This is a genomic window from Mesobacillus sp. AQ2 (assembly GCF_030122805.1).
Taxonomy (GTDB): domain Bacteria; phylum Bacillota; class Bacilli; order Bacillales; family Cytobacillaceae; genus Mesobacillus; species Mesobacillus oceanisediminis_A.
In genome coordinates this window covers 511,380-527,492 of record NZ_CP126080.1, presented here as the reverse complement: position 1 = coordinate 527,492, position 16,113 = coordinate 511,380, and the positions used below count along the sequence as shown (strand labels likewise).

Below are 16,113 nucleotides of genomic sequence, written 5' to 3'. Positions count from 1 at the left end.
CCTATTCCATAGATTATACCTATAATTGCAGCTATTGTAAGAGTGAGAACAAGGACCATTCCAAACACTCCTTTTTTATACAATTATTGCCAAACACTGATGGATGCTTACCTTCTATTGAATCCAAGTTTTAACCTTCTTCGCTGTATTCTAACATTTAGTTTCTATATATAAATTGTCCTTCTATTGAACTTTGCTGCGTAAATAGTTCAATAAAAAACAGTTTCTGTTAAGAAAGTTGAAATGACTTGTTTAAACAACAACTTTTCTTCTAGGAAAGGGTAATGATTGCTCTCATTAAAAACAATTAGTTGGGATCTTGGGATTAACTCGCTCATTTCTACGGAGAAAGAATACGGGCATTGTACATCATGTCGGCCACTCAAAATTAAGGTAGGAGTTGAGAGCTTTTCTAACTCACGGGTTACATCAAAAATCATTTCTTCCCTAATAAAAAAATTCATTCTTGAAGCAGACATCTTTTTATGTATGCCTAAAGGAAAATATTCATCATACTTATCTGGATGAAATAAAGACAGTTTAGTTCTCTCTTTTGAGAAACGCTCTCTTTCACTAGGTGTTAATTCAGTGCTTTTTAAAGTCTCTATAAGCTGCTGCATTCGGTCGAACTGTGGGTGGTCAGGATGATAGATACATTTAGAGGATGAATTAGCATATTTCCTTGCAGCTGCCCCGACAATTATTAGTGAAGTGAGTGACTCAGAAAAATGAATACCGTAAATGACCCCTATCATACCTCCTGTTGAGTGACCGGCAAAGCTCCACTGGGAATAACCCAGGGCCTCCCGGATTGCTTCAAGATCGTATACAGCATCAAACATACTCAACTCATGAGCCTCATTTGCCTTACTTGAATTTCCGGCCTGCTTTAAATTCACGAGATAGACCATATTATTCTCTGTAAAAGTATCTGCGAAGTAATCACCTGTATGGTTAAACTCTGAATAATGATGAGTAACGCAAATCGGACTGCCCTCTCCCTTAACAAAAACCTCAAAGTATCCACGTGCGGTATTAATTAATCTCGTTTCCCAATAGGACATTATTGAATCTCCTTACTTTCCTAGTTATCTTTACATTGATCGTCCTGGAACAAACATTTCATTGCTTTTAAATACTTTCTATAAAACATTCAATAATCCCTCTTAGTATCCAACTATATGGAAGAGATTTGTTTGTTAAATCACTATATCAATGATTCTAAATTACTGGTTGAAGATGTTAATCCAGCGTCATTATTTTGACAGGTTCGGCGGTTGAAGCCGATAAGCTGTCAAGATAGCATCGGTATTTTGACAGGTCCGAGGGTTGAAGCCGATAAGTTGTCAAGATAGCATCATTATTTTGACAGGTTCGGGGCTAGAAGCCGAAAAGTTGTCAAGATAACATCGGTATTTTGACAGGTCCGAGGGCAGAAGCCGATAAGCTGTCAAGAAAGCATCGTTTTTTGGACAGGTCCGAGGGCAGAAGCCGAAAAGTTGTCAAGAAAGCATCGGTATTTTGACAGGTTCGGGGGTTGAAGCCGATAAGCTGTCAAGAAAGCATCGGTATTTTGACAGGTTCTGGAGTTGAAGCCGATAAGCTGTCAAGAAAGCATCGTTTTTTAGACAGGTCCGAGGGCAGGAGCCGAAAAGTTGTCAAGAATACATCGGTATTTTGACAGGTTCGGGGGTTGAAGCCGAAAAGTTGTCAAGATAGCATTGTTATTTTGACAGGTTCGGGGGTTGAAGCCGAAAAGTTGTCAAGAATACATAGTTATTTTGACAGGTTCTGGGGCAGAAGCTGATAAGCTGTCAAGATAGCATCGGTATTTTGACAGGTTCGGGGGTTGAAGCCGAAAAGTTGTCAAGAATACATAGTTATTTTGACAGGTTCTGGGGCAGAAGCTGATAAGCTGTCAAGATAGCATCGGTATTTTGACAGGTTCGGGGGTTGAAGCCAAAAAGCTATCAATCATCCAGGATGATGCGGGTAGTTAGTGGCTAGTTCTTGACTCAAAACATCGTTCAGAAACCATGTTGCCATATCTGCTGCTATTTCCCACGCTAAAACCTAGCAAGCCTTTTCCTTATAATAAAAAAACAAGCGAATTATGAAAAATTCGCTTGCAAATAAATCCGTATCCTAAGTTTTGAACCGGGCCACTAACAATCTTCACCGGCTCCTTTTTTTACGCTTTTGTAGTTTCTCTTTTTCCTTCCGTCTCTGCTACAATCACGGCACAGGCAGCATCACCTGTGATGTTTACAGCCGTGCGAGTCATGTCTAGCAAACGGTCAATTCCGATAATCAGGGCGATCCCTTCCACTGGCAGGTTAACGGATTGGAGGACCATCGCCAGCATGATCAGCCCTACTCCCGGAACACCCGCTGTTCCTATGCTGGCCAGAACAGCTGTCAGGACAACGGTGATCAGTTGGGTTAAGGTCAGATCCACGTTAAATACCTGTGCGATAAAAATTGTCGCTACCCCTTGCATGATGGCCGTACCATCCATGTTGATTGTCGCACCGAGCGGTTGAACGAAACTGCTGATTGACTCAGGGACTTTTAGATTTTTCTGTGCGGTGCTCATGGAAAGCGGCAGGGTAGCATTGCTGCTCGAAGTACTGAAAGCAACGCCCATCGCCGGGGCAAACCCTTTAAAGAACCAAATCGGACTTTTCTTTGCCAACAGTGCCACCGAAGATCCGTAAACGAAAATGGAATGAATCAGAAGTGCCAGCAGGACAACAGACATGTAAAGGCCCATGGCTTTGATGGCATCGAGTCCCTGGCTGCCCACTGCTGAAACAATCAGTCCGAATGTACCATATGGTGCAAACTTCATCACCAGGTTGACTAAGTACATTAACAGGTCATTCCCCTGTTCAACGAGGTTCAGTATCCCTTTCGTTTTGTTGCCAAGCATGGTCAGGGCGAAGCCGACAAAGACGGAGAAGGTGATGATTTGGAGCATGTTTCCTTCTGCAAAGGCTTGGATAGGATTTTTAGGGATAATATTTAACAGCGTATCAGAAACCGGCGGAGCTTCTTTTGACTGGAACTCCGCATTGGCGGTGTCAAAAGTACCGACATTACCAGGCTGGAAAACATAGCTCAGAGAGATGCCGATGATGAGAGCCATAGTCGTAGTCATAAGGAAATAAGAAATGGTTTTAAGGCCGATCCTGCCAAGCTTCTTCGGATCGCCAAGTCCCGCGGTTCCAAGTGTAATCGAAAAGAAGACAATTGGCACTACGAGCATATTGATAAGGTTTAAAAAGATTTTCCCCAGCGGTGTGAACACAAACTGATCGAGCTGCGGAAAAATGCCGGGTGCAAACAGATTGATCAGCAGCCCAGTGATTCCGCCGGCTATAAGGGCTATGATAATTTTGGTAGACAGTTTCATAAAGGTAACCTCCAAGTTGTGAATATTTTCCTGAAAAAGGCAATAAAAATACACAGAGGCAAAAACCACTGTGCATGAATGCAGTGTTTTCCTCTCAACACGCCTACGAGGTTAGCTGTCGGGTTCGGGTTTTGAGAGTACCCTACCTGTTAAGGATTCACCCCAATTACTAAAAAAAGTAACAATTGGTTCCCCCGCTCAAAGGATTAAGCGATTATGTATTATTTTTTTAATATAATATCAGGTTTATCCGATTTTGGGAACAAAAAAAATTTTCCTGATTCATCCCGTTGGCAATCTTCCCCCCTTGGAACCGACTAAATAACTAATTGATCCTTATGGCCTTTTAACTAATTTTATTGTTTGCAATTTTGACCAAAATCCCTATAAAACCTAAATCTAAAACGTATGACGAAATCTGATAGTCACGATATATCAGTTTTTTTCACAACAAAAATGCCGGGTGAATTCCCTCCGTTTACAACTCCATTGTAATTATCTTCTTTTCCCCATTTTTCTAAAATGTTACTTCTTCCTGCCAATATAAAGTAAGTGTGTTGAAACCCCAAGAATACTAGGGTCAGTAGCTTTTTCTTTTATTAAATCAATAATTTTTCTTACTTCTTGATCACCTTTATCTCTCCAATAACTCCAACTATCATTGTTAAGTATCGCTCCTGGATTCGAACCTATTAAATCCAATGTTTCAAATCCTTGTGATTCCATAAAAGGATTGATGTCTGCAATATTAAAATAATACGCCCCTGTAAAACGTCCCTCATCAGCGTGGTTAAAGCAACCTGTTTGAGAAAACCGATTAATGGTATCCATATTATCATTCGGCTTCCAATTCATCGGATTTATCAGCGATGTAAGTATGTGCCTAATTCTGGGCATAAAAGCAACGAAAACTAGTCCGCCTTTTTTGGTTACTCTATTTAACTCTTCGACAGCCTGGATACGTTCATCTTCTTTTTGTAAATGATACATAGGACCAAGCATTAACGATGCGTCGAATTGTTCATCTTTAATCATATTAAGCTCTCTGGCATCCGCTGCATAAAACCCTTCGAATTGCCCTTCTAATTTCAATTCCTTAGCTTTATCTTTTGCGATTTCAACTAATCGTGGGGTTAAATCCGTGAGTGTTACCTTATAACCTTCTTTTGCAAGTTCCATTGAATACTTGCCGGGTCCAGCACCATTATCAAGGACGTAACCATTTTGGGGCATATGTTTTTTTATAAAATGCCAATTCACTTGGAATTCAATTGGTTCACGCTCTAATCTTCCCCACTCATCAAATTGATTGTAATAGTTAATGATTTTATTCATTATTTCACCCATATTCCACTTTTTATCTAATGAAAAGCCTTCATATCCTTTTAAGCTAAACTCCCTCGTTATTCAATAAGACCTTCATAAGAGTGCTTTAATCCTTCTTGCAAGTTTATTTTCCTTTAAAATCCTGCAGATCTTTTAAAAGACCGGAATTACATCCATGATTAACCGAGCGTCACAAATAAGGGAGATAATAAACCCAATATAACGAAATGCTTAATCGTAATCATCCATCCAATACAACACATCTGGTACTGGGGTAAATTATATCTCCATAGAAAAGTGGTCTTTGTCTATCCATCGTTATAATTCATCTTTTCATAAACTTTACTAAACTGTATTATTCTTCCTGATAAGGAATAATCCTTCTATAAATTAACCTACTTCCTTAATTTAATAAAAGAATTCAATAAAAAGCGGCCGCTCAGGCTACAGGTTTCCCACCTGAAATGCACTAAGAGAGACCGAGAATACCCAGTTATAATGAAGCTTTTTCAGCATTCCTTTTCGTCATCACTCCTTGCATTTTCCTGGCTGAAAAGTTTTTATTAACTGCTTTACATGTGTCTTCCACGTTGAACCTAAAAAAAAGAAGCGCCTATGATCAGGCGCTTCCCTGTGAACATTGCTACTCTTCCCCTTTAATGAGCTTTTCCCGATCCACAAACATCGGAGGCTGCTCGAGCCAGCCTCTTTCAATAATCATCTGGGCTCCATCTTCGGAATAGGCTAAAGCTCTTAAAATAAAACCGCTGTACATGGCTCCTACATCTCTTCTCATACTCAGGGACAAAGCCATTCCATAAGCAGCTATTCCCAATTGGGAAAGGATGCCAACCACAAAGAGCATCAGCCGGTCAGAATATGGCGCATCAGTTGAATCACTGACGATAGCATCCCAGGTCATCGAGTTGGGGACATTGCTTTCCATCAAAACATGATGGCTCTCCCTCAAGATTTTGTCGCAAAATTGGACACCTGAATAAAAATAAGATTTCAGATCACGATCCTGGGTTACCTGGGCAAAGCCTAATAGTGTGGATTTCCCCAACTCATTATGAAGCGAGGTCAAATAGAGATGATTTACCTCATTCCCCAGAAGCGGCCGCTTTTTCCCGAACCAGCCTGTCAGAAAGTTTTGCTTTTCCACGAAGTCCACCTTCTTGGGATAGTTCATGTATGGAGGCCGGATGTAAACCCCTTTCTTCTTCATCAGTGTGGTAATCTCACGATAAAGCTCCGTCGCCTGTTTGTGGAATTTTTCAAAAAGGGCTCGGATATCATCCCTGGATGAAGTCGCAATGGCACTGGAATGGCTCGTCAAGCCAAACTTGCTCATATGCTGCATGTACTCCATGTAAAAAATATCAGAAAAGAGCCGTGGAGCAGACAGATTCACATGCTTTTCAACCGGGAATCCTTCTGGCCTGGCGATGCCCTCCTGCTTATAAATTTCACTAATGTCTTCCAAATGAGAGTCCGCCACTTCGATCGTGAATTCAAGAAGTGGTTTTACTTCCGGATCATCAACCATTTGAAGGAAATGAGTCAGTATACATTTAACAACACTGTCGTTAATATATGTATCCCATAAATTCGAAATCTCCGCACAGGTTAAATGAGCCTTTTGATTTGATGCTTCCATACATACCCCTCCAGAAAAACAACAAGATGTTATTATAGTTTTTCCTGTTCCATCCAAATAATGTATTTGAATTCTTAGGACCTCCTTGAAAAAAAGAGCCCGAATAAAAACATATAAAACAAGTTTCACAAATGCCCATTTCCTATAAACTAAACTGTAGATTTTATTGAAATCGGGGAGTGAAAAAAATGAATGAGGAACTTCAAAGCTTGTTTAATGATTTAATTCAACTGGAGCATGTTTCTTCAACCTTATACCTCGCGATGTCCGCTGCTATGGCCAGACAGAATTATACAGGTATTGCTCATTGGTTAAGGCTGCAATCAGAAGAAGAGAGAACCCATATGCTGACCTTAGTTGATTTTGTCCTGGACCGGGATGGTACAGTCCAAATAAACAGCATTCCTGCCCAGCCAACCGACTTCGGAACTCCGCTTGAGACATTTCAAAAGGTATTGAGCCATGAACAGTATGTCACCAATACTTACCGCCAGGCCTATAACTATGTGAATCCAATCGACCCTCAGGCTGCTTTGATCGTCCAGGACCTTTTAAGGGAACAAATAGATGAAGAAGCACAAGCCAAAACCATCATTGATCGCCTTAAACTTGCGGGAAATAACCCTTCCGCTCTTTTACTGATTGATCAAGAATTAGGGGCCAGAGCGGCTGCCCCGGCAGCAGGCTAAACTTTGGTATAGGTACGATTTAGCTGGCTGATAACTATCTCAATTTCACGTTAAAAGGCAAAGGGACATCCCCTTTGCCTTTTTGGATTTTAAACGGAAGGATACAAGGGGAACTTTCCAAAGCCCCTCACTGTCCTTTCTTTATGATCGCCGTTCTGTCCTCCATCTGCGGTGGCTCCTCAAAGCAGCCGTTCTTAATTTTTTTCTATAGCTTCCATAGAAATGAATACCTTTAGCGAACACGATGGATTTCATGGCAAGTTCATTTCTTAAGCTAGAAAATGCCCCGCTCACTGCCCTTAAGAAAATCCAAAACCATTAAGGTGTAAATGCAGGAAATGGCAAAGAGTTAGAATCGGGCACCAAGGGATCTGCTCTGTATTTTTCCAAAGCATGATATCTCTACTGAAAAACACAGCCAATCAATCCTCCAATTTTAATCAAACGTTTGATTAAATAAACTAAACCCTTATTAAACGGGCTTCCTAACAAAAAAATCACACTGAGCCCAACTCATAACCCATAAGGTTAATCTCTCTTCTGCTTTGAACTTACAGTCTTCTTAAACAGTGCAACAGTCACTAATCCATTTTGACTACATATGAAATTATCTCTTTTACTGTCTTTTTCCCTGTACTTACAAAAGTGTACACGTTACAAAAAGAGGAAATATCCTCAAATTTCACAGTACACAGATGCCGTTTTACCAGGTGCAATGATATTTGATATTTTGTTTCAGAATTTCTCAAAGAAAATCTAATGCTCAACAGAAACTTTTTCGAATCAGCATTTATCAGCATAAAAGAAGCTTCCCATTCCTGGGAAGCTATTGTTTATTTGTCTTTAACTCCGAGAAGTCTTAGGCTGTTCAAGGTAACAAGTAAAGTTGCGCCCATATCAGCGAATATTGCAATCCAAAGGGTGAGCCACCCTGGAATCACCAGCAATAACGCGATAAGCTTTAAGCCTAAAGCGAAGGTTATATTTTGTTTAATGATCGCTAAAGCTGTTCTGCTTAGTTTTACCGTATAGGGAAGCTTTCCTAAGTCATCGGCCATCAGGGCAATATCAGCGGTTTCTAATGCTGTGTCTGTTCCCGCACCTCCCATTGCCACCCCAACAGTGGAGGCTGCAAGAGCAGGAGCATCGTTCACTCCATCACCGACCATGGATACGCGGTTAAATTCATTTCTGAGGTCTTTGATGTAGTTAAGCTTATCCTGCGGTAAAAGCTCTGCTTTAATATCCGAAACGCCTACTTGCTGTCCAATGGCATTCGCAGTCCTTGAGTTATCTCCTGTTAACATGATTGTTTTCTCGATACCTAAGGAGTGAAGTTTTTGTATCACTTTTTGACTATTTTCCCTCACTTCATCTGCAACAGCGATCAATGCGGTAATTTTCGTTGACGTTCCAGCAACCATTACAGTCTTACCCTGATTTTGCAGGGCTTCCACTTTCTTCTTTAGTTCGGCGCTAATCCCCCCAGCAAGGATTTCGTCCAACAAATTCGGACTGCCGACAAAATAGGTCTCACCATTGATATTCCCTTTAATCCCTTTCCCAGTTATCGAGGTGAAATCAGTAATATCAACACTTTGATAATCCAGGCTTTCCTCCTCTGCCTTTTTCATGATCGCCGAAGCCAACGGGTGTTGTGATCCATTTTCCAGGGCAGCAATGATTTTTAATTGTTCGTTTGAGGCTCCATCTTGCGGAAGGTAATCGGTGACGACAGGAACCCCTTTTGTCAATGTTCCTGTCTTATCGAAAGCAATGGCTTTTATCGATCCCAATTCTTCCAGATGAATTCCACCCTTAATTAATACACCGTTCCGGGCTGCATTTCCGATTGCAGTAACAATTGAAACAGGAGTAGAAACTACAAGGGCGCAAGGGCAACCGACCACCAGTACAGCCAACCCTTGATAAATCCAGGTGCTCCAATCAGCTCCGAAAAGCGGGGGAAGTACGGCAACTCCAAGGGCGATTAACATGATGACAGGCGTATAGTACTTAGCAAAGCGGTCAACAAACGCCTGTGAAGGTGCTCGCTCACCTTGAGCTTCTTCAACCAGATGAATGATTTTCGCAATGGTCGTGTCGTCTACATGCTTGGTTACTTTAACCTCTAGCAGTCCTTCTTCATTAAGAGTTCCGGCAAAAACTTCATCATCGATTTTTTTAGCCACTGGTACGGACTCTCCAGTGATCGCTGCCTGGTTAACAGCAGAAGTTCCCTTTAAAACGATGCCATCCATCGCAATTTTTTGCCCGGGTTTGACAATCATGATGTCTCCAATTTGAATTTCATCGACCTGGATCATCAGTTCCTGACTGCCTCTTCTGATCAGGGCTTCCCTTGGTGCAATGTCCATTAATGACCGAATGGATTGACGGGCTTTATCCATCGAGTAGGTTTCAAGGGCTTCACTGATGGCAAACAGGATGACAACCGTAGCACCTTCTCCCCATTCACCAATGACTGCTGCACCAATGACGGCAATGGTCATTAAGGTTTTCATATCAAAATTTAATCGAAACAGGTTTTTCAATCCTGTGTTAAACAGACGATAGCCCCCTATTAAGATAGAGGCTGCGTATGCAATAATGGACGCAATATTCTCTTCACCGTTCAATTGTCCGGAAATCCATCCCATCAGCAAGAAAACAAATGAGCTGATGACTGTAGCATGCTTTTTCAAAAATGGCTCTTTCTTTTCTTCAAATCGTTCCTTCTCCGGTATGACTTTAAGATTCTCGAAAGCCCCGGCCTTTTCAAGTTGTTCAATGGAAACATTCCCGTATAAAACAAGTTTGGAAGCGCCAAAGTTAACACTTGCATCTGAAACACCCTCCAGGTGTTTTACGTTCTTTTCGAACGTAGTAGCACAGCCTGCTCAGGAGAATCCCTGTACACGGTAAACATGTTTTTCGGCTGATTGCTCAATCGCTTTATCCATGCACTTTCCCCTCCTTTTCATGAGTGAAGGCTAGTTGAATCAGTTGTTTGACATGTTCATCATCCAGCGAGTAAAACACAAGCTTTCCATCTTTACGATGTTTTGCCAGCCCCATGTTGCGGAGCAGGCGTAAATGATGAGAAGCAGTTGCTGTTGTACACTCTACAATATTGGCGACGTCACACACACAAAGCTCATCTTCTTCACTTAATGCAAAAGCTATTTTTAGTCTTGTATCGTCTGCCAATGCCTTGAACATTTTAGAAACAGAAACTGTATTATGTTTAGATAAAGATTCCTTTACCCTGTTCACTTTTGGTCCATCAAAACATGTTATTTCACACACATCATCATGTTTCAAACGATTCTCACCTCTCATTCAAACATTCATTTGAGTATCAGTATATGCAATGGATTTCAAATAGTCAAACGATTATTAGAATATTATAAGATCTGATCCGGTTGGATATGGTCAGATTTTAAGGGACTGCATTTTACGGGTCGATTCTAGAAGGATGTACTGTTTCAATTACTGGTGTAATTACTTAAGAAGTACAGGCTAGTTAAACAATTAACAATTAAAAAAAGAATGGAAGCCCATTCTTTTCTGTGTACCAATTATTCTCTGTTTTTTAAAGTTTTCATACCTTTTTGGGGCTGGTCCAGAGCCTTCGCATCATGTTGTATAGCAACCAGGTAAACCATATTGTGCACAGCCAATTTCTTTAGCTGCAAAAATCTTAATATATTCTTCCACTTATCAGTCAAAAAATAAGCCTGTAATTGAGCTTGTTATTTAACTGCCCTTCCATTCACTTTTCAACTGCCTATTATGCCGCGTACAAAACCGGATTCCTGGTTTTTTTAAAAAACCTCAGGGTAAAGAAATACTAATACCATGACATAAGGAGATGTAGCAATGAGCATTAAAGCGCTAGTTTTGAATTGCAGTTTGAAAGACAGCACGCAGCAATCCAATACCCGTGCGCTGATCGACGAGATTGTAAAGATTTTTGATGAAAACGGAGTGGAGACGGAAGTACTCAGGATGGCAGACTACCATATCGGCTTTGGGATTACCCATGAGGCAGTTAATGAAAAGGATCACTGGCCAGAAATCTTTGAAAAAGTGAAGCAGGCGGATATCCTTTTGCTTGGCTCGCCGGTTTGGCTTGGCGAACAGAGCAGTCTGGCCACTTTAGTGGTGGAAAGATTGTATGGCGGAAGCAGCCTTACGAACGAAAAAGGCCAGTATATCTACTATAACAAGGTAGGCGGAGTGGCAGTGACCGGGAATGAAGACGGAGCGAAAAATGTCTCTAGCTACCTAATTTACGCCTTGTCCCATATTGGGTTTACAATACCTCCAAATGTCGATACCTATTGGGTAGGTGAAGCGGGCCCTGGCCCTTCCTTTATCGAGGCAAACGGGAGAGAGAACGAATTTACGATGCAACACGTAAAAACCACTGCCTACAATTTACTGCATTTTGCCCGGCTGCTGAAGGAACATCCGATTCCGGCAGAAGGAAATGTGAGTGACAGCCAATAATAAGATGTCTAGAAACAATGGAGTGAAAAATCAACTAGCATGCTAAATTAGCAATCCAATTCAAACAGAACTGGATTGCTTTTTTTATAAGTATTTACTTAATAATTCATCTGGAATATGACAATAATCATTTGGACATTTAGCTAAGCGATCTTGGTGCTCTTCCGCACTTCTTACATAATTTGTAAGAGGTAAAACTTCCACAACGATAAGGTCATAATCATCTCTCTCATTAAGGAACGCCTTCACTTCGGTTAAGTGTTCAGGCTTTTCACTATACACTCCAGTTCTGTATTTCTCCCCAACATCCTGTCCTTGTTTATTCAAACTATAGGGATCAATAATTTCAAAAAAATACCCCATCAATTCCCGGACCGTTACAATCTTTGGATCAAATCCAGTTTTCACACATTCGGCGTAGCCATCATAATCACCATCAAGTGTTTGACTGGTCCCATTCGCTCTTCCCGCTTCTGTAAACTTGACTCCAGGCAAAGTTTTTATAAAAGTCTGTACCCCCCATAAACAACCACCAGCAAAATAGATTATTTCCATATTGACTCTCCTCTTTGTTTAAAAGTGAAATAGGGTCTTATTTTACCGAAAGGTCCTTAAAGAACATTTATATAATAGAATGATAGGAAAATAGCAAAAGTAAGCATCCCTATAAATAAACATAAGAAAATTATAAATAACCGATCAACACTTTTCAAAAATCCCCCACACTGAATATTCCCTTCTCCTTGTACAAAACAAGATGGAGCCGTCCCCAGCAACAAAAATAAAAAGCATCCCGAAGGATACTCAAACATAGATTTTAAGCGGTTCAACGCTGATTTTCAGGACAACGGTTGATGGGTCATGGACCATATTGATTTTCTCTACCATATATTCTTTCTTGTTGATTGTTACCGTATTACTCGCCCTCAATGCTGCAATATAGTGCTCCCAATGTTTTACATTGGCACTTAAAAGACATTTTTCTTTCAGATAATAATCCACCCTGTTAGGTATGCGGTTCAACTCTACACCCCCTTTTGATAGAGTCTATGAACAATGGTACCTAATCATGACAAGCTGTTAACCTTAGTTTTTCGATATCGAGAATGGTGGGATTACGATATAATCAGATTAAAAACCTTGTAAGAAAGGGCGTTGAATGATGGCAATTCGTTACGAGTTAATCCCTGATGAGCAGATGGATACTGTGAAACATCTTTGCAATGAGCTGATGGCCTACCAAAAGTCACTAGCCACTATACGTCCCGAGCTCTTTGATGGCATGAGCTTTGAAACCAGAATGATCCCTTCGGTTAAAAACGCGAAGGCGAATCAAATCATTGCTGCGATGGACGGTGATGAGCTGGTCGGATACGTGTACAGCAATGTTTCCCCAAAAGAAGTTTATTCGAATGATTTCGCTGTTTTTTTCGATATGGATTCGGTAAAGGGAAGTGATGTCGGCTGCCTTTCGCAATTTTATATCAAAGACGGATATCGCAGCATGGGAATCGGAACTGTTCTCTTTGAAAAATCAAAGCGCTGGCTCGATTCATATGACGGCATCGACGACCAGTTCATCTATGTTTCCAATGGGAATGATGCGGCGCTAAATTTCTACATAAGTAAAGGCTTTAAAATAAGCCATCAAATTCTGGATGGATTCATTACCGTTCTCAGGAATACAAAAAGTGATTCCAAATAGAGGACGTTCCATTCGCATTTTTTCTTCTTCCAATGATATTAATCATGATGCATTCGATTTCCCGGATCCGGAAAAACAACGTGAAATTGAACTACTTTTTTAAAATAATCTGGAGGTTCGAAATGGAAATTAAAGCGGATGATCTAACAAGTCCTAAGGTGACAGCATTAATCGGGGAGCACTTGCATGGAATGACACTTCACTCCCCGCCGGAGAGCATACACGCCCTCGGACTTGAGGCGTTGAAAAAACCTGAAATTACATTCTGGACAGTCTGGGATGGAGACCAGTTGATGGGCTGCGGTGCATTGAAGGAGCTCGATCGCGAGCATGGTGAAGTGAAATCGATGAGAACCGCAGCTGCCCATCTTCGTAAAGGTGTCGCGCAGGCCATGCTTCAGCACATCATTTCAGAAGCCAAAGGCCGCGGCTATAAAAAACTGAGCCTGGAAACAGGTTCAATGGAAGCGTTCATACCAGCAAGGAAACTTTATGAAAAATACGGCTTTGATTATTGCCCGCCTTTTGCAGATTATACCGAGGACCCGAATAGCTTATTTATGAAGAAAGAATTGTAAAGTAACGCCGCTGGAGAAACAGGCGACCTGGTTTTGCGGCAGTTAAAGAGCCATAAAACCGGGCCGTTGTTATACTGATTGATTATTAGCACCAATTCTTATATGTTCTGTCCCCCTTATTCATTTGAAAAATAACATCCCCCTCATCGAGAGAATGGGGATGAATCGCCCTGCCTTCATTTCTGGACGTAAGGAATTCCCTCCCTATCTAATAATTTTTACTTTTCCAATAAAAAACATCTTTTAGCAATAACTTCCTCCCTGCTATAATACTATCGATAACTTAATAAAGGGGAATGAGAATGACAATTCAAGAGTTTGAAACACTGGTGAACAAGCTTGAAAAACAGGCTTCTGCCAACCCTAAGCTTTACAGATTCAAGGTCATCATGCTCACTGGTCTTGGTTTTGGTTATGTCGCATTATTTTTGTCGTTATTTTTATTTTTAATGGCGATTTCAGCAGCCATGATTGTGGATGGGAATTTCACCTTTGGGAATGTGAAAGTTCTGCTCTTGACGGGGACCTTGTCATTCTTCATTATCAGAGCCCTGATTGTGAAAATGGAAATGCCTGAAGGGTATTATCTGCAACAGGAGGAAGCTCCTAAGCTGTTTGAGATGATTGACTCTTTGCGCCTAAAAATGAATACACCACCGATTGATGAAATTGTACTCGACAGCGAATTCAATGCCTCCGTCGCCCAAATTTCACGCTATGGATTCATCGGGAAAAAGCGGAACGTCCTGGTCATCGGCATCCCGCTACTGTCGACTCTTTCCCAGGAACAATTTACGGCTGTTCTTGCCCACGAACTTGCCCATATTTCGAATTCCGATACGGCCCTGGGTGCAAGAATATACCGTTTGAGAATGAGCTGGGGGCGCTTAATGCATTCCCTTGAGGAAAACGAACAATTTGGCACTTTTATTTTCAGGAAGTTTTTTCAGTGGTATTACCCGAGGTTTGATGCCTATTCATTCGCCATGGCCAGGCAGGAAGAATACGATGCAGACCGCTCCGCAGCATCGGTCACATCCCAGCAGGCAATGGGAGAAGCGTTAGCTATGATCTCTGTGGCGGCCCCCTATTACTACCGTGATTTTTACAGTGAATTGTTTGAAGAATGTGCGAAGACCAATAGTGTACCTCAGCCATATTCAAACTTTGCCGAGCAGTACCGGTCACTTAGCGAGCAAAAAGCAACTAAATATTTCAGCGAACAGCTGGAAGTTGAGAGTTATGTGACGGATACCCATCCTTGTTTAAAAGACAGACTTTCAGCACTGGGGGCAGAAGCACTGTTACCAGAGAGACAACAAGCTTCTGCGCTTGATTACTTCTTCGCCTACCCAGGCCGGATCCTGAATGACTTCAATAAAATGTGGGTGGACCACAATCAGGATGACTGGAAACAAGAAATTGAAAACTTCAATGATTCTAAGCTGCGATTCAAAGAATTATCGGCCAAACAAGTTGCCAACCTTGAAGAATTGCTGGAAAAAGCTTTTTTGACAGTAGAGTTTAATAGTCTGGAAGCCGCGATTCCATTGTATGAAGAAATAGCGAAAAAACACTCGGAAGATCAGCGAACCGCAGGAGCATTAATGACTTTAGGTGAGTATTATCTGGATTCCAGGGACACAGCGGAAAAAGGAATCCAATTGATCAACCTGGCTATGTCGTACGATTGGGAATTGCGTTTGCCAGGGCTTGACCTATTATGCGGATACTATTATGAAACAGAACAGAGCGAGTTATTCGAAAAGACGAGAGAGGAACTGGAAAAGTGGGAAGAAATCGTAGAAGCTTCCAACGAAGAATGCGACTTTATCCAGCCAAAGGACCGCTTTATCACTCACGACAAAGAAAGCAAAGAAATCATCGCAGGAATGAATCAACTCGCACAGTACAAAGAAATCACAAATGCTTACCTTGTACGAAAGCAGCTCAACTCAATTCCTGAGCGTAAACAGTACGTGCTTGGACTTGATCTGTCACTTCCGAAAACCACGGATCTAGATGAAGCTGAAGAAGCTTTATATGAAAAGTATATTAATGGTCTAGGCGAGTTCGAGGATACATGTGTGATTATCCTCAACGATAAGAAGGACTTGCGAAAAAGCATGCTAAGCGTGGAACATTCCTTGATTTATACTGTAGAGGATAACGAACTAGTCTCTTAATAACGGAAGCAGCGAAGCTAATGGACTTCGCTGCTTTTC

Annotated in this window: 13 protein-coding genes and 1 riboswitch; of the genes, 5 read left to right on the top strand and 8 right to left on the bottom strand. The window is 41.3% G+C overall.

Annotated features, from left to right (window positions below; all coding sequences use genetic code 11):
- Positions 1 to 209: 209 nt before the first annotated feature.
- The 4 genes from QNH36_RS02665 to QNH36_RS02650 all read right to left on the bottom strand — a co-directional run bounded on the left by QNH36_RS02665 (position 210) and on the right by QNH36_RS02650 (position 6,401).
- Positions 210 to 1,064, bottom strand: a complete 855-nt coding sequence (locus QNH36_RS02665; RefSeq protein ID WP_283904620.1) for an alpha/beta fold hydrolase — start codon at positions 1,062 to 1,064, stop codon at positions 210 to 212.
- A gap of 1,127 nt (positions 1,065 to 2,191) precedes the next feature.
- Positions 2,192 to 3,415: a dicarboxylate/amino acid:cation symporter gene (locus QNH36_RS02660; RefSeq protein ID WP_283904619.1), complete on the bottom strand. Its 1,224-nt coding sequence runs from the start codon at positions 3,413 to 3,415 to the stop codon at positions 2,192 to 2,194.
- A gap of 86 nt (positions 3,416 to 3,501) precedes the next feature.
- Positions 3,502 to 3,638, bottom strand: a riboswitch (cyclic di-AMP (ydaO/yuaA leader).
- A 302-nt stretch (positions 3,639 to 3,940) separates the two neighbouring features.
- Entirely contained in the window at positions 3,941 to 4,750 is an 810-nt protein-coding gene (locus tag QNH36_RS02655; RefSeq protein ID WP_251544964.1) for a class I SAM-dependent methyltransferase, read from the bottom strand.
- A 634-nt stretch (positions 4,751 to 5,384) separates the two neighbouring features.
- On the bottom strand, positions 5,385 to 6,401 hold the full coding sequence (locus tag QNH36_RS02650; protein ID WP_144480113.1) for a DUF3231 family protein: 1,017 nt from the start codon (positions 6,399 to 6,401) through the stop codon (positions 5,385 to 5,387).
- A 188-nt stretch (positions 6,402 to 6,589) separates the two neighbouring features.
- On the opposite strand from QNH36_RS02650, the gene QNH36_RS02645 reads away from it, so the two are divergent.
- Entirely contained in the window at positions 6,590 to 7,090 is a 501-nt protein-coding gene (locus QNH36_RS02645; protein WP_144480115.1) for a ferritin, read from the top strand.
- Positions 7,091 to 7,923: 833 nt separating this feature from the next.
- On the opposite strand, the gene QNH36_RS02640 is transcribed toward QNH36_RS02645, so the two are convergent.
- Positions 7,924 to 10,053 carry a heavy metal translocating P-type ATPase gene (locus tag QNH36_RS02640; protein ID WP_283904618.1) on the bottom strand — a complete coding sequence of 710 codons (2,130 nt, stop codon included), beginning with the start codon at positions 10,051 to 10,053 and terminating at the stop codon, positions 7,924 to 7,926.
- On the bottom strand, positions 10,046 to 10,414 hold the full coding sequence (locus QNH36_RS02635) for an ArsR/SmtB family transcription factor (protein ID WP_144480119.1): 369 nt from the start codon (positions 10,412 to 10,414) through the stop codon (positions 10,046 to 10,048). Before QNH36_RS02635 ends, QNH36_RS02640 begins: the two co-directional genes overlap by 8 nt.
- 558 nt (positions 10,415 to 10,972) lie before the next feature.
- Here QNH36_RS02635 and QNH36_RS02630 point away from each other — a divergent pair.
- Complete coding sequence (locus QNH36_RS02630) at positions 10,973 to 11,605, top strand: flavodoxin family protein (protein ID WP_144480121.1); 633 nt, start codon at positions 10,973 to 10,975, stop codon at positions 11,603 to 11,605.
- Positions 11,606 to 11,689: 84 nt separating this feature from the next.
- On the opposite strand, the gene QNH36_RS02625 is transcribed toward QNH36_RS02630, so the two are convergent.
- Both QNH36_RS02625 and QNH36_RS02620 read right to left on the bottom strand, forming a co-directional pair.
- Positions 11,690 to 12,160, bottom strand: coding sequence for a peptide-methionine (S)-S-oxide reductase (locus QNH36_RS02625; protein ID WP_283904617.1), 471 nt, complete (start codon positions 12,158 to 12,160; stop codon positions 11,690 to 11,692).
- Positions 12,161 to 12,409: 249 nt separating this feature from the next.
- The gene (locus QNH36_RS02620; RefSeq protein WP_251544960.1) at positions 12,410 to 12,628 is read right to left on the bottom strand and encodes a hypothetical protein; all 219 of its coding nucleotides are present in this window, start codon (positions 12,626 to 12,628) and stop codon (positions 12,410 to 12,412) included.
- Positions 12,629 to 12,764: 136 nt separating this feature from the next.
- On the opposite strand from QNH36_RS02620, the gene QNH36_RS02615 reads away from it, so the two are divergent.
- From QNH36_RS02615 to QNH36_RS02605, 3 genes are all read left to right on the top strand, one after another.
- Complete coding sequence (locus QNH36_RS02615; RefSeq protein ID WP_283904616.1) at positions 12,765 to 13,310, top strand: GNAT family N-acetyltransferase; 546 nt, start codon at positions 12,765 to 12,767, stop codon at positions 13,308 to 13,310.
- Positions 13,311 to 13,432: 122 nt separating this feature from the next.
- Entirely contained in the window at positions 13,433 to 13,888 is a 456-nt protein-coding gene (locus tag QNH36_RS02610; protein WP_144480127.1) for a GNAT family N-acetyltransferase, read from the top strand.
- A 302-nt stretch (positions 13,889 to 14,190) separates the two neighbouring features.
- Positions 14,191 to 16,074, top strand: a complete 1,884-nt coding sequence (locus QNH36_RS02605) for a M48 family metalloprotease (protein ID WP_283904615.1) — start codon at positions 14,191 to 14,193, stop codon at positions 16,072 to 16,074.
- Positions 16,075 to 16,113 lie beyond the last annotated feature (39 nt).

Excerpts from the sequence above, each read along its gene's own strand:
- QNH36_RS02645 (WP_144480115.1), top strand. The coding sequence starts at position 6,590 with ATGAATGAGGAACTTCAAAGCTTGTTTAATGATTTAATTCAACTGGAG.
- QNH36_RS02665 (WP_283904620.1), bottom strand. The coding sequence starts at position 1,064 with ATGTCCTATTGGGAAACGAGATTAATTAATACCGCACGTGGATACTTT.
- QNH36_RS02605 (WP_283904615.1), top strand. The coding sequence starts at position 14,191 with ATGACAATTCAAGAGTTTGAAACACTGGTGAACAAGCTTGAAAAACAG.
- QNH36_RS02655 (WP_251544964.1), bottom strand. The coding sequence starts at position 4,750 with ATGAATAAAATCATTAACTATTACAATCAATTTGATGAGTGGGGAAGA.
- QNH36_RS02660 (WP_283904619.1), bottom strand. The coding sequence starts at position 3,415 with ATGAAACTGTCTACCAAAATTATCATAGCCCTTATAGCCGGCGGAATC.
- QNH36_RS02630 (WP_144480121.1), top strand. The coding sequence starts at position 10,973 with ATGAGCATTAAAGCGCTAGTTTTGAATTGCAGTTTGAAAGACAGCACG.
- QNH36_RS02610 (WP_144480127.1), top strand. The coding sequence starts at position 13,433 with ATGGAAATTAAAGCGGATGATCTAACAAGTCCTAAGGTGACAGCATTA.
- QNH36_RS02615 (WP_283904616.1), top strand. The coding sequence starts at position 12,765 with ATGATGGCAATTCGTTACGAGTTAATCCCTGATGAGCAGATGGATACT.
- QNH36_RS02625 (WP_283904617.1), bottom strand. The coding sequence starts at position 12,160 with ATGGAAATAATCTATTTTGCTGGTGGTTGTTTATGGGGGGTACAGACT.
- QNH36_RS02650 (WP_144480113.1), bottom strand. The coding sequence starts at position 6,401 with ATGGAAGCATCAAATCAAAAGGCTCATTTAACCTGTGCGGAGATTTCG.